Source organism: Salinivibrio proteolyticus, from assembly GCF_027286365.1.
GTDB classification, from domain to species: Bacteria; Pseudomonadota; Gammaproteobacteria; order Enterobacterales; family Vibrionaceae; genus Salinivibrio; species Salinivibrio proteolyticus.
On sequence record NZ_CP114584.1, the window covers coordinates 1,811,891 to 1,831,031 of the forward strand.

Annotated in this window: 18 protein-coding genes and 8 tRNA genes; 6 read left to right on the forward strand and 20 right to left on the reverse strand. The window is 48.0% G+C overall.

Features of this window, described 5'->3' with window-relative positions; all coding sequences use genetic code 11:
• Positions 1–122 precede the first annotated feature (122 nt).
• The gene (locus N7E60_RS08600) at positions 123–1,082 is read left to right on the forward strand and encodes a hypothetical protein (RefSeq protein WP_269597181.1); all 960 of its coding nucleotides are present in this window, start codon (positions 123–125) and stop codon (positions 1,080–1,082) included.
• On the opposite strand, the gene N7E60_RS08605 is transcribed toward N7E60_RS08600, so the two are convergent.
• Positions 1,055–1,759 (reverse strand): response regulator, encoded by a 705-nt coding sequence (locus N7E60_RS08605; protein ID WP_269597182.1) that lies wholly within the window; start codon positions 1,757–1,759, stop codon positions 1,055–1,057. The two genes, N7E60_RS08600 and N7E60_RS08605, sit on opposite strands and share 28 nt — an antisense overlap.
• 178 nt (positions 1,760–1,937) lie before the next feature.
• Here N7E60_RS08605 and N7E60_RS08610 point away from each other — a divergent pair, with 178 nt between their 5' ends.
• Positions 1,938–2,714 (forward strand): MipA/OmpV family protein, encoded by a 777-nt coding sequence (locus N7E60_RS08610; protein ID WP_269597183.1) that lies wholly within the window; start codon positions 1,938–1,940, stop codon positions 2,712–2,714.
• 117 nt (positions 2,715–2,831) lie between these two features.
• Here N7E60_RS08610 and N7E60_RS08615 read toward each other — a convergent pair whose 3' ends face one another.
• From N7E60_RS08615 to N7E60_RS08645, 7 genes are all read right to left on the reverse strand, one after another.
• Positions 2,832–3,644 carry a 4Fe-4S cluster-binding domain-containing protein gene (locus N7E60_RS08615; protein ID WP_269597185.1) on the reverse strand — a complete coding sequence of 271 codons (813 nt, stop codon included), beginning with the start codon at positions 3,642–3,644 and terminating at the stop codon, positions 2,832–2,834.
• On the reverse strand, positions 3,631–5,190 hold the full coding sequence (locus tag N7E60_RS08620) for a YjjI family glycine radical enzyme (RefSeq protein WP_269597187.1): 1,560 nt from the start codon (positions 5,188–5,190) through the stop codon (positions 3,631–3,633). Before N7E60_RS08620 ends, N7E60_RS08615 begins: the two co-directional genes overlap by 14 nt.
• A 97-nt stretch (positions 5,191–5,287) precedes the next feature.
• On the reverse strand, positions 5,288–6,172 hold the full coding sequence (locus tag N7E60_RS08625; RefSeq protein ID WP_269597188.1) for a sterol desaturase family protein: 885 nt from the start codon (positions 6,170–6,172) through the stop codon (positions 5,288–5,290).
• Between the two features lie 174 nt (positions 6,173–6,346).
• Positions 6,347–7,009 (reverse strand): epoxyqueuosine reductase QueH, encoded by a 663-nt coding sequence (locus tag N7E60_RS08630; RefSeq protein WP_077639940.1) that lies wholly within the window; start codon positions 7,007–7,009, stop codon positions 6,347–6,349.
• A 102-nt stretch (positions 7,010–7,111) separates the two neighbouring features.
• A complete protein-coding gene (locus tag N7E60_RS08635) occupies positions 7,112–7,384 on the reverse strand; it encodes a hypothetical protein (RefSeq protein WP_077455974.1) in 273 nt (90 codons plus the stop codon).
• Between the two features lie 121 nt (positions 7,385–7,505).
• The gene (locus tag N7E60_RS08640) at positions 7,506–7,964 is read right to left on the reverse strand and encodes a hypothetical protein (protein WP_077455975.1); all 459 of its coding nucleotides are present in this window, start codon (positions 7,962–7,964) and stop codon (positions 7,506–7,508) included.
• Positions 7,965–8,140: 176 nt separating this feature from the next.
• Positions 8,141–8,231: transfer RNA gene (locus tag N7E60_RS08645), tRNA-Ser, on the reverse strand.
• A gap of 181 nt (positions 8,232–8,412) precedes the next feature.
• Here N7E60_RS08645 and N7E60_RS08650 point away from each other — a divergent pair.
• Entirely contained in the window at positions 8,413–8,772 is a 360-nt protein-coding gene (locus tag N7E60_RS08650) for a HopJ type III effector protein (protein ID WP_077455976.1), read from the forward strand.
• 53 nt (positions 8,773–8,825) lie between these two features.
• Here N7E60_RS08650 and N7E60_RS08655 read toward each other — a convergent pair whose 3' ends face one another.
• Positions 8,826–9,803 (reverse strand): arginine deiminase-related protein, encoded by a 978-nt coding sequence (locus tag N7E60_RS08655; RefSeq protein ID WP_269597189.1) that lies wholly within the window; start codon positions 9,801–9,803, stop codon positions 8,826–8,828.
• 326 nt (positions 9,804–10,129) lie between these two features.
• Positions 10,130–11,104 carry an ABC transporter substrate-binding protein gene (locus N7E60_RS08660; protein ID WP_269597190.1) on the reverse strand — a complete coding sequence of 325 codons (975 nt, stop codon included), beginning with the start codon at positions 11,102–11,104 and terminating at the stop codon, positions 10,130–10,132.
• Between the two features lie 211 nt (positions 11,105–11,315).
• On the opposite strand from N7E60_RS08660, the gene N7E60_RS08665 reads away from it, so the two are divergent.
• The gene (locus N7E60_RS08665; protein WP_269597191.1) at positions 11,316–12,275 is read left to right on the forward strand and encodes a GGDEF domain-containing protein; all 960 of its coding nucleotides are present in this window, start codon (positions 11,316–11,318) and stop codon (positions 12,273–12,275) included.
• 17 nt (positions 12,276–12,292) lie between these two features.
• Here N7E60_RS08665 and N7E60_RS08670 read toward each other — a convergent pair.
• From N7E60_RS08670 to N7E60_RS08700, 7 genes are all read right to left on the reverse strand, one after another.
• Positions 12,293–12,368 (reverse strand) — tRNA-Gly (locus N7E60_RS08670).
• Positions 12,369–12,403: 35 nt separating this feature from the next.
• A tRNA-Met gene (locus tag N7E60_RS08675) sits at positions 12,404–12,480 on the reverse strand.
• Between the two features lie 37 nt (positions 12,481–12,517).
• Positions 12,518–12,593, reverse strand: a tRNA-Gly gene (locus tag N7E60_RS08680).
• A gap of 146 nt (positions 12,594–12,739) precedes the next feature.
• Positions 12,740–12,816, reverse strand: a tRNA-Met gene (locus N7E60_RS08685).
• A 37-nt stretch (positions 12,817–12,853) separates the two neighbouring features.
• Positions 12,854–12,929, reverse strand: a tRNA-Gly gene (locus tag N7E60_RS08690).
• A gap of 35 nt (positions 12,930–12,964) precedes the next feature.
• A tRNA-Met gene (locus tag N7E60_RS08695) sits at positions 12,965–13,041 on the reverse strand.
• 29 nt (positions 13,042–13,070) lie between these two features.
• Positions 13,071–13,144 (reverse strand) — tRNA-Cys (locus tag N7E60_RS08700).
• A 398-nt stretch (positions 13,145–13,542) separates the two neighbouring features.
• Here N7E60_RS08700 and N7E60_RS08705 point away from each other — a divergent pair.
• On the forward strand, positions 13,543–15,051 hold the full coding sequence (locus tag N7E60_RS08705) for a M28 family metallopeptidase (protein WP_269597193.1): 1,509 nt from the start codon (positions 13,543–13,545) through the stop codon (positions 15,049–15,051).
• Between the two features lie 33 nt (positions 15,052–15,084).
• Here the strand turns inward: N7E60_RS08705 and N7E60_RS08710 are convergent, their stop codons facing one another.
• The 3 genes from N7E60_RS08710 to N7E60_RS08720 form a co-directional block, all read right to left on the reverse strand.
• On the reverse strand, positions 15,085–15,657 hold the full coding sequence (locus N7E60_RS08710; RefSeq protein ID WP_269598569.1) for an alpha-ketoglutarate-dependent dioxygenase AlkB family protein: 573 nt from the start codon (positions 15,655–15,657) through the stop codon (positions 15,085–15,087).
• A 116-nt stretch (positions 15,658–15,773) separates the two neighbouring features.
• Positions 15,774–16,382 carry a 2OG-Fe(II) oxygenase gene (locus N7E60_RS08715; RefSeq protein ID WP_269597195.1) on the reverse strand — a complete coding sequence of 203 codons (609 nt, stop codon included), beginning with the start codon at positions 16,380–16,382 and terminating at the stop codon, positions 15,774–15,776.
• Positions 16,383–16,497: 115 nt separating this feature from the next.
• Positions 16,498–17,778: an NAD(P)/FAD-dependent oxidoreductase gene (locus tag N7E60_RS08720; RefSeq protein WP_269597196.1), complete on the reverse strand. Its 1,281-nt coding sequence runs from the start codon at positions 17,776–17,778 to the stop codon at positions 16,498–16,500.
• Positions 17,779–18,075: 297 nt separating this feature from the next.
• Here N7E60_RS08720 and N7E60_RS08725 point away from each other — a divergent pair, with 297 nt between their 5' ends.
• Positions 18,076–19,119 carry an ABC transporter substrate-binding protein gene (locus N7E60_RS08725; RefSeq protein ID WP_269597197.1) on the forward strand — a complete coding sequence of 348 codons (1,044 nt, stop codon included), beginning with the start codon at positions 18,076–18,078 and terminating at the stop codon, positions 19,117–19,119.
• The last annotated feature ends 22 nt before the right edge of the window (positions 19,120–19,141 follow it).

Below are 19,141 nucleotides of genomic sequence, written 5' to 3' on the forward strand. Positions count from 1 at the left end.
TGTCTAGTTCTACTAGTCATACGGTCATGTTAAACAGAACATTAGCCCTCATTGCCACACTTGTTATAGTTTTATATTGTTATTTTATATCAACAACTTATTCGCCTGACAACCAACGAAACATGACGCTTGTTGATCGCGTTATGCTCAATGAATTAGACGCATTATTTTCTTTTCCACCTCAGGACATATGGAACAATCAGTATGTGTTACAGGATCACCCTATAGTATTGGTGAGTAAAAAAAAGTGGAATATATACAGCACAATATTTATCGTCAATAAACCGGACAACTACGATAGCGTTTGGCTAAAAAAAGTCGATACCTCACCATACCAGAACATTAGCAACCTCTACAGCACACGCTGGTATGATCTAAGCACGCTGTTATGGCGATTTATTGCGAACTTCACAAACACAATGATTGAGGGTAAAGACGCATTAGTGTTTTATTATTCTGAAGGGTCTTTCCTCATTAATGACAATAAAGGTGCAGAGTTCTCACAATTCATGTCTCATGAAGCATTCCACCTGTATCACCAAAAAAGATGGCATTATGATCAAAATGGTAATGAATTTATCGCACAATACCCACATAATCATGAACACTATCAGCTACTCGCGCGCGAAATGACGCTACTTGACCAAGCGTTAGACAATTTATCAGACAAAAACGTATTAAAAAGCACGCTACGAGACTGGGTTGCGATTAGAGAAAAACGCTATCAGCTATGGCCCCAACTCGTCGCGGAGACGAACAGTGAAACAATGGAAGGAACAGCAACATACGTAGAGCTCAAACCCTTTCTTCTACACTATGATGAAATGTTTGTTCCTGCCGCAAATGACACTGTTCTCTCATTTAATGACTATTTTAATTGGATCATTAGCAGTAACAATCACCATTTACTCGAACGAAGAATGTCTTACGAAAAGGGATTGGCGCTATGCCTCATACTTGACCAACTCTCAGAGACGTGGAAACAAACCCTTGGTGAAAATGCGCCTACGCTCTACGCGTTGATTAAAACAAGGGTCGTCACGTCAGAGCAAGCTTACCAAGTGTCAGGAACAAATAAGTAACCTTTCCCCCGTACCGTGATAATACGGTGCGGGCTCGCCGCGTCATCCATCAGTTTTTTTCGCAGTGTAACAATCTTATTGTCTACCGTTCTGTCGATACCGTCATATTCAATGCCCCGTAGCGCTTTGGTCAGTGTATCTCGAGACTGAACCGCATCGGGGTGTGACGCGAGCTGCCACAGTAAGTCAAACTCACTTTCCGTTAACGTAATGCTTTGTTCATCCAACTGACACTGTCGGCGCGCTTGATTAAGCACAAGCCCACCATATTGCAACAGCCTTGACGGTGTTGATGGCAGGATAACTTCTGATTGACGACGCAATAACATCCGTACTCGCGCCATCAGTACTCTTGGTTTAATGGGTTTACTAACAAAGTCATCGGCGCCAATTTCCAGTGCCGCGACATGATCAAAGTCGTCATCACTGGCGGTTAACATCATAATAAGTCCGTGAAAATCATTACGTATTTGTCGACAAATTGTCAATCCATCATCGCCAGGCAGCATCAAATCCAGCAAGACTAAATGAGGCTGATCCGCTAAAATGCGTTCTGCCGCCCCCGTACCCTGCTCTAATGCCGTTACTGTGTAATTTTGTGCCTCGAAGTAGTCTGTCAGCATTTCGCGCATTTTCGGATCATCTTCAACCACAAACAAATGTATTTTTTCTTCCATTTTCATTCATAACAACGTGATTACCTTACCTATGGTTACCTCAATTGTAGTCTAATTTCTACTGATTATTTCGTTTACAAACACCAGACAATTCCATACCAACTTAAGATACTTTTATTGCATCGCTGCGTTTAGAGTACTGCCAATCCGAGCGTTAGACACTTTTAAGGTAAAACACATGAAAAAACTAGCTATTATTATCGCAGCGATCGCGTCAAATGCAGCCTATGCGGGCGACACATATATCCGCAACGGCAATATCTACTCACATGAAGGACAAGCGGTCGCTGAAGTGGGTATCAGCACGACAAGTGATCTTTACAAAAGCCAAGATGACACTACCTATCTGAACCTAAACCTTGGCTATCGCGGTGAAGACTTCAACGCTGATCTGACAAATGGCCTTAACTACCGTTTTTTCGGCAATAATGATGACAGTGTGAATATCAACGCTTTTATCGGTCATGCATCAAAGGGTTACGAGAGCAAAGACGCTGATAGCCTGGCAGGCATGAAAGATCGTAAGGCAGGGATCAATGGCGGTTTTAATGTGGATATCAATACCGGTATGGGTGGTGTTCTTTCTACATTTGTAGGACACGACATCACGGGCGAATACGACGGTCTAAACGCTGGCATGAAGTACATGCATATCACACACTTTGGTAAAATCGACTTCGTTCCATTCGCGGGTGTGAACTGGCTAAGTGATGATTATGTTGATCATTATTTTGGTGTAAAAGACAGTGAAGCGACCATGCAACGTTCGGCTTATAAAGGCGATAACAGCTTTACTTACAACTTAGGATACAAGCTTGTGATGCCAATGGGCGAAAACTGGGATATCAGCCAAAGTACGCAATACACCCGTTTGGGCAGTGACATTGCTGATTCGCCAATTGTAGATAGCGCTAATCAGTGGGATGCACAAGTGACCATGAGTTATCATTTTTAAGATCCCGAGCTCAGATCAGAACTATCTCAATAAGGCCTCCGCTTCATCCGGAGGCCTTGTCACGTCATGGAGTTCGCTTAATGAACACGACGACACACGTTTAGCTATCTCGCTGATTCAGACTTCTCGCTGGTCCCCCATTGCAGGCAGTAATTCAGGTGGTGGCATGTTCACGGTTTGCAGTCCTGCCGTTTGCAAGGCGGTTTTCATGGTATCGAGATGCGCTTGTGTTGCCTCTGGCCAATTACTGGCATCACCCGTCACACCTGCGCGGTGAAAGCCATTTAAACGCACGGAAAACACATTTCCCTGCGCCAACTGCATTTGCTGCAAATCATATAAATAGGCACAGAGTGGCGACAGATTAGCTTGCCAGTCGGTATACCCGGGGATCAGTAACAGCCGCACTTCCTGCAATTTTCCCTGCTTTGCGAGCCAAGTTAGGCTGTCACGCACACGGCGAGACGAATGTCCGGTCAAAGCCCGATGCGTGTCATCACCCCATGCTTTCATATCCACCGTGGCACCGTCCATGTAGGATGACAACGCCTGCCAACGCTGACATGACACACCGCCATTAGTGTCGATTAAGCATGTAAGGTGGGCTAATTCAGGGTGCTGTTTGACCGCATGAAAAAGCGCGCGGACAAAGCGCCATTGCAGACTGGCCTCACCACCACTGACTGTAATGCCACGAATAAAGTGCCGTTGTTGATAAATCGCCGTCACCGCCTCGGCCAAAGACATATCGAATGCGCTTGCACTGTCACGTTCAATGGTTTCAGGGTTGTGGCACCCTAGGCAACGAAATTGGCAACCTTGCAGAAAAAACACCATCCGATTACCGGGACCATCAACACAGGAATAGGGCAACACACTCGCCACCCGAGCCACTGGCCCCAATATTTTCTCCTGCTTAGGATGGCTCATGTGTGTCTGTCCAACGCGCGCCCGCGAGAAATTCTGCACTCACGACTCTCGGCTGCCGCGCTGTCACTGTCGTCATCTCAGAAGCTTCTGCGCCCAATACCGTGGTATTGGTGCGAGAGCCCGATTGTTTAAACTGGGCAATCTCGGACTTTTTCACCATATAGCCGGTGATACGCACAAGATCAGTCCCATCTGTATTCGCAGTGAATTCACGCAGCCCGGATTGCAGCGCCCCTAAACATAAATCGGTTAATGCATCAGGATTACCTTTAATGGTGTCATCCAATGTCAGGATCTCGCTCACACCCGCTTCAAAGTAAGAGTGTAACGGCGCAAGCGCCTGTAAATGGGTGACAGGATCCGGTTCATAACCGTAACGAATCCGCACCCCCGGAGTGATCCCTTGGTCAATGGATAACCCACCTTGCGCATGCAGCAACGCTCGCCCACGCCAGCCATACTTCACTGGCGTCTCTGCTACAAACGTACTCAATGCTTTGGTGATATCGTGTGCCATCTCATTCGCCGCTGCATCGTGGCCATATTCGCCACATAGGCCTTGGCGTGCCATCAGGGTATTGACCGCTTCAGCCATCGCATACACGCCAAACATGGGTACAAATTTTTTCTCATCAATCAAGCCTTCCTGCACTAGAAAGCTATTAAAAAAGTGTGATTCTTGATGCAGGAAGTGACTGCGTGCATCGATCAGCTCCACCATCAATGCGCCGTAATGCGGCAAGGTGTGCGAGAGCAATGTCGAGAGATCATTTGCTTCTTCTGCGACTTTTTTTAAGTTAAGGCGTACCAAGGTGTTCGCGCCGCCTCCAATCGGTAGCGCGTTGTAGCAACTCACAATCCCCACATTGGGCGAGTGAGCCTCTGCATCACCAAATGTGGCTTGATGTACCGGCCAGTTAGCAATATGTGGCTTGCTACAGGCAATGATGTTATCCGTCGCCTGACGAACTAGGGTGCGTGGGGTGCGAGACGGGTCCACCATCAAGGTCAGGTTGGGGGCGACTTGCTGCAGTTCTGCGTCGATGCGCAAAATCATGCGACAAACACGATTATCATCTGGGCCAATATTGGCATGCATAAATGCGTCTGGCAGTGTTCTGTCAAGCTGGATCCAGAATCGCTTCAGCGCTTGATACAAATGTTCATCACTCACATCATCGCAATATGGCAGCAAGAGTTGATCGAGGTAGCCCAAAAACACCGGGATATTGGTCACCGAAGGTACATGATGGTAAAGCACCATGAGCTTCATCAGCGCGTCCTCTAGATCGGTTGCCGGCGTTAACGCCAAATACTCCGACCCACGTTTTAAAAAGCGGGCATAATCGGGCAACACATAACGCGGCTTAAAGGGAGCGTGACCCTCAAACATATCGCCGATCACACCCTGCTCCATCGCAGCCACGAGCGCTCGGCTGCAAGGGACATAGGGTAAAGCCGCATCGGCTTGCGCAGCGAGCGCTAACGTTTTCTGCGAAGGGGTTAAGTGCGGATGGGTAACAATGGCATGCATAGCGTCGGTCATGCGGGGCTCCTGACAAGCTGAGTTCTAAAAATAACCCTATGAGAATAAAGGGTTATTTTCTTAGAATATGTTAGCTTGTCCACACGATGGAAAACCGCTACCTCTCACGTGATACTTCCACGTCTGTCGTGTGACCTTGTGTTTGTTCTGGTGGTGCAAACAAGCACTGCCATCGTTGCCGAAAACTCAGATTGGGCTGCGTGGCGTCTCGCCACATTTGTTTCCATTCTGCAAAAGTCACCACCAGAGGGTTAAAGCTGTTCACTGGCTTGGGGATCCCATAGCGCACCGGCTCAGATTCCGGCTCGAAAGTGCCAAATAACTTGTCCCAAATGATCAAAATGCCAGCGTAGTTTTTGTCGATGTACTGAGGATTTACGCCATGATGAACGCGATGATGAGACGGGGTATTAAAAATCCACTCCACAGGCCCCAGTGTCTTTATCCATTGAGTGTGAACAAAAAACTGTAACCCTAAATTCAGCAGTACAACAAACACCACCCATTGCGGCGGAAATCCGATCACCACCAGCGGCAGCCAAAACAGCCACATCCCTGCCAGCGGGTACATTAAGCTTTGGCGAAACGCGGTACTAAAGTTCATCCGCTCTGAGCTGTGGTGCACCACATGCGCCGCCCACATCCAGCGCACACGATGGCTAGCGCGATGAAACCAGTAATAACAAAAATCCTGCGCGATCATCAGTAATAAAAACAGGCTTACCGACATCTCAATATCAAACAGCCGCCAGCCAAACCACCACAAATACACCTTGGCAATCAGCAACCCAGTCAGTAAATCTGCAGCTTGATGCAACCCCGCTAAGGTAAAATTACAAAGCACTTCTGGCACGTAATAACGGGCATTGTCACCCAGCTTTCCGTGGCGCAGCGCCACCCAGTACTCTCCCAACATGCATAAGAAGAACACGGGAGCCAGCACAAGCAGTAGCCATTCGGGATGGGAAATCAGTTCGGTCACGGGGCCTTTATCGCACGGTACAAATTATTAACATGTTAGGAGGTTCTGCCCAACCTGTAAGGAAAAGCATCACCAAGCTGTTAGTTTGCGCACACATTGCAATGCGGTGAGTGTTCTTCATCAATGGTGAAAAGCGCCCAAACGGCGCCTTTCGCTATTGTCAGCCGTTTAATTTTAATCGTCGCCGTAGTATTGCACGCCGAGCTTAATTCGCTCGCGTCCTTGCGCTAGGCGGTGTTTATTTGTATCCCTCAGCGAATAAATACACCCGCAGTATTCCTGCTGGTAAAAACGCTCGCGCTTGCTGATTTCTATCATGCGCTGGCTACCGCCTTGCTTGCGCCAGTTGTAATCCCAGTATTGGACATCTGGATAGGGAGCCGCTGCGCGATGGCCACAATCATTAATTTGCTGCATGTTCTTCCAGCGCGAGATACCCAGTGAACTACTGATAAACCGGAAACCATGTTCGGCGGCATATAGCGCGGTACGCTCGAACCGCATATCAAAGCACATGGTACAGCGTATTCCGCGCTCGGGTTCAAACTCCATCCCCTTTGCTCTGGCGTACCAGTTATCGGTGTCGTAATCCATATCGATAAACGGCACGTCATGGTCTTCTGCAAAACGAATATTCTCCTGCTTGCGAATTTCGTATTCTTTAGCAGGATGTATGTTGGGATTATAAAAAAAGATGCTGTAACGGATCCCACTCGCTTCAATGGCTTCCATCACCTCGCCCGAACAAGGGGCACAACAAGAGTGAAGCAGTAACTGGTCGTTGTCGCGATCAAAGTCAGGCGGCAAAGGCAACGGCGTACGTGTAAATTCAGACATGACAGTTCCGTGTTCATAATGCTCAAACAAAAACGCGAATATTCATATATTTGCATATCAAGGTGAATTCTAGCACGCCATCGCCCAACTTTTCAGGCTAGGTTATTCCCCCAATGGGTTTTTACGGTTTTTATGATCAATACGCACCTCACTGGCCTGCATATGATGCTCACCAGTGACCTCAACGTTCATGCCAGGTTCAAGCTCATCAAGCATGTCAGGGTCAGCCACAACCTTATAAAGACCATCACTGGTGGATACCATCATGTGGTCTTCTGCGATGTCCGTTACTTGCCCGTTTACAACGCTGGGTTGCGCATCGGCCAACACACCAAAGCTAAAGAAAAAACCTAAAAGACAGAGTAATGTTTTCATGGACGTTCCTCTTTGTATTCGCAATCCGCAGCAAACAAAGTAAAGAACAAGGGGGAAATCGTTGCCAGTGAAATACTGACTCTTTGTTATGGCGTCAACCAGACGCTCGCGTCACACGCCGCTAGTCCCCTACTTTTATCTCGTAAGTGGTAAAGCATTCACCCAGCATGTGTGTTTTAAATACTCGTCGAGCACGTTGCGTTAAAAACCTAGAATCCCGACGAGTGTGCAGTAAATGAAGATAAATAACCTGATGACCAAGCTGTTCAGCGCGCAAGAGTAGAAACTTAAACACGTGCCGCCCAAGTCCCCAGTGCGTGTTATCCAACACGATCGCCAATTCAACCCCCATTTCCGCACGCTGAATACCACACCATCCTACGAGACAGTTGTTGACACTCACCGCCCTAACCAAACACCCGTCTTGAGCATCAATATGCCGTTTCTCTCTCACCCATGCTTTGATGCTCTGTGCATCAAAAGGGGCATGTTCGATAAGATGCTGCCGAGTGCTGGGTTTATTGAGTATGGGGATAAAGTCGTTTGGTGTGATCGCATCGAGTGGTAAGTAATTAATCATCCTCACACTCCAGTATTGGGGCAACTTTTGGAGGCGATCAATGTCAAGAAGCGCCAGAGTAAGCTTACAATATCAAACAGAAGCGGCAGGATCCGAACAAGGTGTGGAATATGTTGATGAGATCTGTCTTTATGCGATCAAAAAAGCCGCTGAGTAATCAGCGGCTTTTCGATATGTGGCGGAGGGACAGGGATTTGAACCCTGGAAGGGCTATTAACCCTTGCCGGTTTTCAAGACCGGTGCTTTCAACCGCTCAGCCATCCCTCCGAACAGGGTTGTATACTAATGATGGCCTTACGCAATGTAAAGTACTGCAACACTCTTTTTTGTTTAAGTGATGGATATTTATCCATTATTCGCACGCGGTGACTTCACATCGGAGGAGCAAGTTGGTACAACGTATCTATTCTCCTTGAAGCAGCCGCGTTTTAATAACTCAGGAACAGACATGACCATAGATAGTTTTCTCGTCAAAATCACAAAGACACCCGAGATGGTGACGTTTGATGAGACCTTGGCCGTGATCGATGCACATTACGATTACGCCCCGACGCGCTTTACTAATGGCAATCTCGCCAATAAAGCGGGCCAAAATACCGGTTCGTGTAAAGTATTGGCATTTTGCCAACTGCACGAGTTAACCGAAGAGCAGACCCTTGCGTGTTTTGGCGGGTATTATCGTGAAGATGTACTCAGCAACCCATCAGGCAACGACCACCAAAACATCCGTAATTTTATGGTCACCGGCTGGAAAGGTGTCGACTTCGACAAAATGCCACTTAAAGCGAAAACAGGTGTGCATTCATAACTCATAAAAAACGGCGATCAAGTGATCGCCGTTTTTACACGCTTCGCGACAATCTACACAGTTTGGTGCCGAGGCAGGAAGATTTCACCCATCATACAACGCACACTCCCTCCGCCGACGGTTTCAATGGTGTTTACATCAATCGGCACCAGCTTGCCAAATTGACGTAAGGTGCGCTTTTGATCTTCAGTAAACGCACTATACGCCGAAAGGGACATCACAATTAACGACTCACCATGACGGTTACGTAGCTGCAAAATATTGCCACACAGTCGATTCATCTGTGCTTCGCTGATTGAAACGAGGGTTTTGTCTTCAGCGAGCGTATTACACACGAGATCGCGTTGAGCAGGCTCGATAACCTCGTCACACACCACAGCAAATGCTTCACCCACCGCCATCATGACATTGGTGTGATACACCGGATTGCCATCGCTCATTTCCGTGTTAAAGCTGACGACTTGACGCATTCCCACTTTGGCAGCCCATTCGGTTAACAAAATGCTGTCACAGCGGTGGGAAAGCGCGGCATAGACACGCTGGTTTAGGTGATCAATCACCATCGCACCCGTGCTTTCTAGAAACGCTTCGTCTTTATCATGACACTTTACTTTGTGCACATGGTTAACGGCGTAACCCGCTTTATCAAGGGCCGCCATCAAACGCTCAGGCTTCACTTCAAGTTGGCGGTTAGGGCATGCCATTGGGTACAGATACAGTTCACCGCTTGGCAATGTACTAAACCAGTTGTTAGGAAACACGGCATCAGGCGTGGCTGGGTCGGAGTCTGGATACTCCATCACCACGACATCAATACCATGGCGACGTAGCGTCATCACCATATTATTAAACTCTGCCATGGCGCGCGTTTTCACTTCCTCATCAGGCAAAGCCAGCGCATGCTGGAAACCATTATCTTCACTGGTTTGTGCATTAAATTTAAAGTGCACAGGTGGCACCATGACCACCGCAGACGCTGCGTGTGGATGTGTAAGCGGATATTGGGTATCACAGCTCGCTAAAAACGCCATAAGCAAACCTTCCAAAACATCATGATTAAAAGAGTATAGATGGCCTGTCGCGTACACGATCACTTGTCAGTGCACACTGGCCAGAATGCTTGATAAATTTGATAACCGCAGGAAAATATCATTGAAACAACTCTTTTACAAACGGAGTTTTTTTGATGCGGCCGGATCGCCCGAAACCTAAAGTCCCGCGACAAGCAGCGAAATGCTCTCTATCGACGATTTTAGACTTTACGAGGCCAAGCGAAAGGGAAGTAATTGTGTGGTTTCCGAACTGAATCAGTATTCGCCCAACGTTAGTGCACCGTCAAAGTAACTATAAAGTAGCGTCAACGAATCGGCACCCACTCTCGAGGAGGGGTTAGCCCCAACTGAGCAAACTCCGCTTTGCTGTAAATACCGGTGCCTTGGTGCCCGACAGAGATAGGGATATGATCAGCAGGCATTCCAGCAAACACTTTATGGATGTAGACCGCAGCGTGAATGCCATGCTTTTCGCCATCTAACACATATCCACCAGCCGCCATACCCTCACCAACCGCCACTTTCCAAAAAGCAAAAACAGGATGCTTCGTGTTTTGATTCGTCCAAGTAATCACTTGGTTTGCATCGATATTCCTTCCCTTCCTATCGCGCAATGTTTGGTAGCTACCCACAAAAAGCACATCATACTCATCCTCTAAGACTGCTTCTTTCCAATCTGGAAACGTTGTAAACCTTTCAATCCTCGTGATCGTTTGATTTAACTTGGAAAAAAGGTTGGCCTGGCTTTGCAAGTAAGCTGTATTGATTTTTGCAGTAGGACCATCATCAAAGAGAATTTTAATATTTTTAATTGGTTGATTATAAAGCTGAATCACATCAGACAGCGAGCGATAAAAATGAGGCCGCTCAAGAATACCGGTCACACGGACAGGGCCATTCAGTCTCTCAATCAACGGCTGGGGATCACCATTTACGCCAAGAAAAACAACATCAATATTTTCATGCTGTAGCCTGGGCAGCATGTGATTCAGTGCAATGTCATCACAAAGCAACACTACATCAGGCTTTACCTTTTTATAAAAGGCAAATGCTTCGTCAGCTTTGCGTTGATGCGCTGATACAGGTAGCTTTTTGGCGTTCATCTCAAAACGCGATACATGGATACTTTTATCGAGCACCTTGTTCAGACCAAGGGTATAACTCTCGGTCCACGAGAATGTTTTGTGATAGCTATCAATAATCAATAATTTGTGATCCTGAGCGACGGCTTGGCTCAGCATCCCAAAGGCGAAAATAATGCCTAAAATCAATGCTCTCATTAAATGGCCTCTTATCTATCGTATTAACAATGTAGCCAAATAACGATGACACCTCTCGGTGACATTAAAAAAACTGACGGTAATTGAGTGTAATTGAGTTGTCAGTCACCTATGAAGTGGACCGTCGGTATCCGACAAGCAGCGATTGCGCTTTTTGTATAGCTATTGAACTGAGGGTCTATACTGAATATACAGGGATGGAGGGCATAAAATGACACCGGCGCAGCCAACGAACAACGAAGTGCAACGGCTTCATTTACTTCATGATTTAGGCATTTTAGACACCGGTCGTGAAGACAGGTTTGAGCGCATTGTTCGCGTTGCTGCCTATATCTCAGCGTGCCCCATTGTGGCGATAAGCTTAGTAGACGAGCATCGTCAGTGGTTTAAAGCAAAGCGTGGACTGGCGGTGAATCAGACAGGACGTTCAGAGTCCATTTGTGGACACGCTATCCACCAGCTAGAGCCGCTTGTGGTTAGTGACACATATCTTGATGAGCGCTTTGCCGACAACCCCTTAGTCACAGGCCCTCCCTTTATTCGCTTTTACGCCGGCTTCCCATTTAGTCTGGATAACGAGCATATTCTCGGTACGCTTTGCGTAATAGATAGACAGCCTCGTGAGCTCGATGGCCCCTGTCAGCGCGCATTGGCAGATCTTGCGCACATTGTGGAACACGAGTTGACCATGACCCAACAGAATGTACTGGACCCCCTAACCGGTCTGTTAAACCGACGCGGTTTTAAGCGAGAAATTAGCGAATACCTCAATGACGACTTGGTGATCGAGGATCGCTACACCCTATTGCACTTCGACGTTCGCCAACTCCACCAACTTAATCATGACTATGGTAAGCTCGCCGGCGATCAGATTCTCAAAACCTTTGCGCGTTGTTTGAATGATGTGTTTGATGATGTGGGCTGGATAGGACGTATAGAGGGGTGTGAGTTTGCTGCGTTATTGATACAACAAGATGCAGATGCCGTTGATAATCAGCTAGAACAACTATATAGCAGGCTCTCACAACAGCTTTCTTCGTATCGCTACCCATTTAGTTATACCGCGGGACTTGCGCACTTCAGTGCCGTTGACCATACGGTCACGTTGGATACTATGTTGCTCGATGCTAGCAATGAAGTAAGACATTACCCATTACCAAGAGAAAGATAAGTGCTAAGGAAGGAAATTGGAGCGACATACGAGGTTCGAACTCGTGACCTCAACCTTGGCAAGGTTGCGCTCTACCAGCTGAGCTAATGTCGCTTTGTCGCAAGCGTTTTATAACGCTTTGTAAAATTTGGTTGCGGGAGCCGGATTTGAACCGACGACCTTCGGGTTATGAGCCCGACGAGCTACCAGACTGCTCCATCCCGCGTCCGTAACATCAATCACTGCTTGATGTGGGCAAAACTTGGAGCGACATACGAGGTTCGAACTCGTGACCTCAACCTTGGCAAGGTTGCGCTCTACCAGCTGAGCTAATGTCGCTTTGTCGCAAGCGTTTTATAACGCTTTGTAAAATTTGGTTGCGGTAGCCGATTTATCGCGGAATGCAATTCGCGCAATGCAATTGCGACGACCGTAGGTCTTATTGATAAACTTGCCTACGTTTATGACTTCACATACCTAAAATTTGGTTGCGGGAGCCGGATTTGAACCGACGACCTTCGGGTTATGAGCCCGACGAGCTACCAGACTGCTCCATCCCGCGTCCGTAACATCAATCACTGCTTGATGTGGGCAAAACTTGGAGCGACATACGAGGTTCGAACTCGTGACCTCAACCTTGGCAAGGTTGCGCTCTACCAGCTGAGCTAATGTCGCTTTGTCGCAAGCGTTTCATAACGCTTTGTAAAATTTGGTTGCGGGAGCTGGATTTGAACCAACGACCTTCGGGTTATGAGCCCGACGAGCTACCAGACTGCTCCATCCCGCGTCCGATTTTTACTCCGCCTAGTGGAAACATGGAGGCGCGTCCCGGAGTCGAACCGAGGTCCACGGATTTGCAATCCGCTGCATAGCCACTCTGCCAACGCGCCTTTCTTTTTGTTTCCGCCGCTGCGGTACGGGGAGGCATTCTACGGATTAACGTGATCGAGTCAACACTTATTATTTAATAAAAGTTTCAACTGCCTGCTTTGTAAACGAAAAAGCCAAACTTCGCGCGATTTGATGCAGTTTTCAGCATTTTATCTTTATTGTCATCAACCCAATCCGCGTTTTCCTTTGTGCAACACTGGGGATGATTAGGTCTACGTGCATAAACCTACCTTCCTCTCTCCTCCTCTGTTAAAAACAAAACCATCGCTATTAACAATTTTATGACAACCAAACCATCCACTAATGGTTTTATAAATTTATCAACAATTTGTGTTTTTGCTCTACAGTCAAAAGGTCGCATGGAGTTTAGCGACCCTTATTCACTCAAGGAGGAACTATGCATTATAAACGCACGGCTCTGGCCGTTGTCCTTGCAACAAGCTGCACCTTCGCGCAGGCTGAAGATAAAAAAGTCTGGATCTCGATCGGTGCAGATGCACAACAAACCGCGTTGTCTTCTGGTGCACAGCCTTTATTAGCACAGTCAGTTGCTCATAATGGTCAAGCATGGATTGGTGAAGTCAGTGAATCTGAGTTAGCCGCCCTCTCCCACGAAATGCACGAAAACCATCACCGCTGCGGTGGTTATATCGTGCATTCATCCGCCCAAAGTGCGATGGCAGCGAGTAACATGCCACTTTCGCGCGCAAGCTTTATCGCTCCAGCAATTAGCCAGCAAGCGTTAGTGACCCCTTGGATTAGCCAAATTGATAGCGCACTCATTGTTAATACCATTGATCGCCTTACCGATTTCCCCAACCGTTTCTACACCACAACATCAGGGGCCCAGGCTTCCGATTGGATAAAACAGCGTTGGCAATCGCTCAGTGCAGGGTTAGTCGGTGCGTCCGTCACTCAGATTTCACACAGTGGGTATAATCAAGCGTCGGTGATGTTAACCATAGAGGGCTCAGAATCGCCCGACGAATGGGTCGTCGTCGGCGGCCACCTAGACTCGACGATTGGCTCGCGCACCAATGAGCAAAGTATTGCGCCTGGCGCCGATGATGATGCCTCGGGGATTGCTGCCGTCACAGAAGTGATCCGCGTCTTGGCGCAAAACAACTTCCAGCCTAAGCGGAGTATCGCATTTGTTGCCTACGCAGCAGAAGAAGTTGGATTGCGTGGTTCGCAAGACGTTGCCAACCAATTTAAGCAAGCGGGCAAAGAGGTTCGTGGTGTCTTACAACTGGACATGACAAACTATCAAGGGTCTACTGAAGACATTGTCTTTATCACCGACTATACCGACAGTCAGCTCACTCAGTATCTCACGCAGTTGCTTGACGAATACTTGCCTACTTTAAATTACGGATTCGATACTTGTGGCTATGCCTGTTCCGATCACGCCTCGTGGCACCAAGTCGGCTATCCAGCCGCCATGCCGTTTGAAGCCAAATTTAATGATTACAACCCTAACATCCATACGCCGCAAGACACCTTGGCAAACAGCGATAGCGAAGGGGCTCACGCCGCGAAGTTCACGAAACTCGGTTTGGCCTATACGGTGGAGCTCGCGAACGCCGACAGCTCGCCCAATCAGGGTAACGAGCTGAAACTCGGAGAGCCCATCAATGGACTCTCTGGCGCTCGTGGGAATGAAAAGTACTTCAACTACCAGTTAGAACAATCCGGTGCGCTAGTGATCCGAACCTATGGCGGTTTTGGTGATGTAGACTTGTACGTCAAAGCCAACGGCGATGTCAGTAAGGAGAACTGGGATTGTCGCCCTTATCGCAGTGGCAATGATGAAGTTTGCCGGTTCGACAATGCAACGCCCGGTAACTATGCAGTGATGCTGCGAGGGTACCGTACCTATGACAACGTCAGCCTGATTGTCGAGTAGCTCCATAACCACTGCCGCTCAGCGGCAGTGGTTTTATTCTCTTGCTGAAGATGGCGTTATCCATCGGAAGGTTAAATTAATCCGAGCGCCCACGGTTTTTTGTGTTTTGGGTAGCGCATGTTGCCAATACGTTTGTGTTTGCCCAGCCATGACCAGTAACGCGCCATGACTCAACAAAAACTCGCGTTTTTCTTTACTTTGGGTATGACGGAATAAAAACCGTCGACTTGCGCCCAAACTCACCGATGCAATCGTCGGCTGCTCCCCTAATTCGGCTTCATCATCTTTGTGCCATCCCATGTAATCACTGCCATCTCGGTAGAGGTTAAGCAACACGGTATTGAAACGGGCATGCGTGGCAGCCTCAACACGGGCTTTCAAATCCAATAGCTCAGGTGTCCAAGGACGGGGAGATAACGTGAGTCCACTGTAGGTGTAAGCATGATCGCCGTACCAAGCTAATAAACGCGGCTGCATCACGGTACGACCAAACATCGAAATGGGTAATTGTTGCCAAGGTGTGTGCTGATGCAATGCCGCCATTAGGTTATCGGCATCAGCCAATGGCAACCAATCTGGCTGCCAATTGACAGTCGCTTGTGGCATAGCAACGGCTTGCTGAGCGTCGAACTCGGCATGGTTAAAAAAGCTTTGCTGTTGCGGAGAACCCCTCATACTGACCGCTTGCTGGTTATCACTCATAGCTGTCAGTATGCAGTTTGTCAGCGAATTGGATCAACCCGATGGCCACTCATGCCGTTAATACGGTACCAGCCCGCAATGCTAAATCGTTGTCGTTTCGCGGGTAATACCTCGTGAGGAAACTCTTCCGATAAGAAGGTTACAAGGCGACCGGCCTGGGGCCATAATGTTTTCAGGTGGCTCCCATCAGCATGGTAAATAACGATTTCGCCCCCGTCTTCTTCACACCAGTCATGGTTCAAATAGAGCACTGTAGTGACTTTTCGGTTTGAGCGGCCTTTGAATGCGTCCACGTGTTTAGCATAAAAATCACCGGGATTATACTTGGCGAAATGCGCTTCATATTCAAAAAGACCAAGAAAGAGGTGACGATTAAGCGCAAGCTGCAGTTCAGACATCTTATCGAGTAACGCATCAATGGCTGGGACATGGCCGCGCTCTAACCAATGGATCTTATCGGTGCGGATTTGAGTATTAGTATGTTGCTTCTGCTCGCGCCCAATACTGGCTTGCGTCCACTGCTCTGGCAAACATGCGTGTAAATCAGCCACTTCTTGTGCTGTTAAGAATTGGTCGCACACGCTTAGTCCGTGTGTCGCTAAATCATCAATGATGCTCAGAGTGTTCAAGCACTTACCCCCCGCTATTTGAAGGGCTACATTACTGTCTTCCTAGCGGGGAGCAACACGAGATCTTTATCGTGACGACAAGTATTTTTAATCGTTAACGGTTTGTACGTCGTGGTTACCCACCGAGTAGATCGGCAAGCTTCGCTTTCCAAATCGCGAGAGCCAATGCAGGGCTACGCAGCATTTTCGGGGTCGGGATCCAACCATGCTTCAAACGTGCAAACACATCAAAGCGACTGGCTTGCCCGTCCATCGCTTCGGCTATCACGCGTCCTGCAATATTCGTCAGTCCCACCCCATGACCTGTGTATCCATGCGCGGTATAAATATCTTGGCCGAGGTGATCAATGTGTGGCATGTAACTGCGCGTCACGGCAAACAACCCGCCCCAATGGTAGTCCATCTTCACATTGCCTAACTGGGGGAAAACCCTTGTCATTCGTTGGTGTAGACGTTGAGCGGAGTCTTTATACTCACGATTAAACGGGTGGTTCACGCCACCAAATAAGAGACGTCCGTCTGCGGTGGGACGGTAGTAATCAAGACAGTTGTTGAGATCAGACATGGCCATGCGGTTAGTAATGGGCATGCGATCGCCTAATGGCTCGGTCACCGCAATAAAGGAAGCAACAGGGAGGACTTTCGCTTGCGCCTTGCGTTCTAGGCCATCGAGATAAGCATTACATGCCAGCAATATGCGGGGAGCATTCACGTCACCTTGAGGGGTACGAACACAGTGAGTCGGCCCCTTCTTTATCGACTGCGCCGGACTGTGCTCGAAGATTTGCACCCCTAAATCCTGCGCAGCTTTCGCCAACCCGAGTGTGTAATTGAGGGTGTGAATATGCGCACTATTCGGGTCGTATAATCCCCCTAAATAGCGCTCCGTATTCGCCACTTCTGCCACCTTAGCCTGATCCCACCATTGCGCCATCGGATACTGATAGTCACCTTGCTTTAAGGCGTGCCAACTTTGTAACTCGGTTTGTTGTGCTTTGTTTAACGCCAGCTCAATGTATCCCGGTTGGAAGTCACAGGCTATCTGATGGCTATGAATCCTTTCACGCACGATATCAACCGCTTCAACAGAAAGGTCCCAAAGTTGCTTACCCCATTGCGCGCCATAGGTTTCATGTACCTCTCTGAGCCCGAGACAATATCCCACTAAGCATTGGCCGCCATTACGCCCAGAGCCGCCCCACGCAATCGTCTTGGCATCCAATACAATCACTTGATAGCCGCGTTGGCGTAATTCAATCGCGGCGTTTAATCCGGTTAATCCGGCGCCAATGATACAAACATCGGCTTGGTGACTACCGGTTAAAGGCGGAAAAGATAACGACTGATTTTGCGTCGCAACATAGTAATTGATGTCAGGGCGGTACGTTTTGACCATGCTCTCAATGGTTACTCATTTAGGTGATTCAATAAATGGGGCACAAGCTCAAGGTGTCAGTGTAAAGCTTGCACACAAAGCGCGCTGATAGTCGCATTGTCGTGCGCGACTCGCAAGCCAAAAATGACCGGATACTGCCCAATAATTTGGGGGGGGGACGCAAGGGTTATGCTACCGTTAGCCGAACGTTTCACGAAACGTGCTTTGGTTAAAAAAAAGTCATTGACACAAGGGCTGGGTGCAATATGATGCGCCCCGACGTGTACTCGGCCAGCAAGCCATTGAAGGACCATGATAATGAACAAAATCACTCACGGAATTACCGCGACCGCACTCGCACTTTCAGCTGTATTTGCAAGTGGGGTCAGCGCTGACGATAAAGTATTGAATCTCTACAACTGGGCGGAATATATGCCCATGGATGTGATCAATGCGTTTGAAGAAGAATACAAGGTGACGGTCAATTACTCGACCTTTGAGAGTAATGAAGCCATGTATGCCAAGTTGAAGCTACTGAATGGAAAAGGCTATGACCTCGCTTTCGCTTCAACCTATTTCATCGATCGCATGATCAAAGAAGACATGCTGGCCAAAATTGATAAATCAAAGATCAGCCACTTCGATGAGCTACGTCCCGGCCTACTGGGTCAGCCGTTCGATAAAGCGAATGACTACTCCCTACCCTATGTGTTCGGTGTGACGGGTATCAGTTATAACAATCAGTATGTCGACGGGGACAAAGTCACTAAGTGGGCCGATCTATGGCGTGATGATTTTAACGCACAAGTGATGCTTCTCAACGATGTGCGTGATGTCTTTGGCATGGCGTTAAAAGCGCAAGGACACAGTATTAACAGCAAAGACGAAGACGAGATCAAGCAAGCGTACGAGTATCTTCGTCAATTACGTGACAACGTTGTAGTTTATAACTCGGATGCGCCTCACGTTCCTTTTGTGACCGGTGAAGTGACTATTGGTCAGCAATGGAACGGCAACGCCTACATGGCACAACAAGAAATTGATGGTATCGAGTTTGTTTATCCGCAAGAAGGCGCGATTCTCTGGATGGATAACTATATTATCCCTAAAAATGCGGAGAACAAGACGCTGGCTCATCAGTTCATCGACTTTATGTATCGTCCTGAAAATCAAGCCAAATTGGTCGAAGAGTTTGGCTATCCGGCCCCGAATACACGTGCGGCAGAGTACTTGGATGACGAACTGAAAGAAAACACCACCATTTTCCCTAATGATGATGTGGTCAACAGTGGCGAATTCACCGACGATGTAGGTGAAGCGGTGAAAATCTACCAAAAATACTGGCAGATGCTAAAAAGCTAATCATCAACGGAGAGCCTCACCT

Excerpts from the sequence above, each read along its gene's own strand:
- N7E60_RS08600 (WP_269597181.1), top strand. The coding sequence starts at position 123 with ATGACGCTTGTTGATCGCGTTATGCTCAATGAATTAGACGCATTATTT.
- N7E60_RS08605 (WP_269597182.1), bottom strand. The coding sequence starts at position 1,759 with ATGGAAGAAAAAATACATTTGTTTGTGGTTGAAGATGATCCGAAAATG.
- N7E60_RS08615 (WP_269597185.1), bottom strand. The coding sequence starts at position 3,644 with ATGAGCCATCCTAAGCAGGAGAAAATATTGGGGCCAGTGGCTCGGGTG.
- N7E60_RS08720 (WP_269597196.1), bottom strand. The coding sequence starts at position 17,778 with ATGGTCAAAACGTACCGCCCTGACATCAATTACTATGTTGCGACGCAA.
- N7E60_RS08610 (WP_269597183.1), top strand. The coding sequence starts at position 1,938 with ATGAAAAAACTAGCTATTATTATCGCAGCGATCGCGTCAAATGCAGCC.
- N7E60_RS08705 (WP_269597193.1), top strand. The coding sequence starts at position 13,543 with ATGCATTATAAACGCACGGCTCTGGCCGTTGTCCTTGCAACAAGCTGC.
- N7E60_RS08660 (WP_269597190.1), bottom strand. The coding sequence starts at position 11,104 with ATGAGAGCATTGATTTTAGGCATTATTTTCGCCTTTGGGATGCTGAGC.
- N7E60_RS08710 (WP_269598569.1), bottom strand. The coding sequence starts at position 15,657 with ATGCCACAAGCGACTGTCAATTGGCAGCCAGATTGGTTGCCATTGGCT.
- N7E60_RS08640 (WP_077455975.1), bottom strand. The coding sequence starts at position 7,964 with ATGATTAATTACTTACCACTCGATGCGATCACACCAAACGACTTTATC.
- N7E60_RS08725 (WP_269597197.1), top strand. The coding sequence starts at position 18,076 with ATGAACAAAATCACTCACGGAATTACCGCGACCGCACTCGCACTTTCA.
- N7E60_RS08635 (WP_077455974.1), bottom strand. The coding sequence starts at position 7,384 with ATGAAAACATTACTCTGTCTTTTAGGTTTTTTCTTTAGCTTTGGTGTG.
- N7E60_RS08630 (WP_077639940.1), bottom strand. The coding sequence starts at position 7,009 with ATGTCTGAATTTACACGTACGCCGTTGCCTTTGCCGCCTGACTTTGAT.
- N7E60_RS08650 (WP_077455976.1), top strand. The coding sequence starts at position 8,413 with ATGACCATAGATAGTTTTCTCGTCAAAATCACAAAGACACCCGAGATG.
- N7E60_RS08665 (WP_269597191.1), top strand. The coding sequence starts at position 11,316 with ATGACACCGGCGCAGCCAACGAACAACGAAGTGCAACGGCTTCATTTA.
- N7E60_RS08655 (WP_269597189.1), bottom strand. The coding sequence starts at position 9,803 with ATGGCGTTTTTAGCGAGCTGTGATACCCAATATCCGCTTACACATCCA.
- N7E60_RS08620 (WP_269597187.1), bottom strand. The coding sequence starts at position 5,190 with ATGACCGACGCTATGCATGCCATTGTTACCCATCCGCACTTAACCCCT.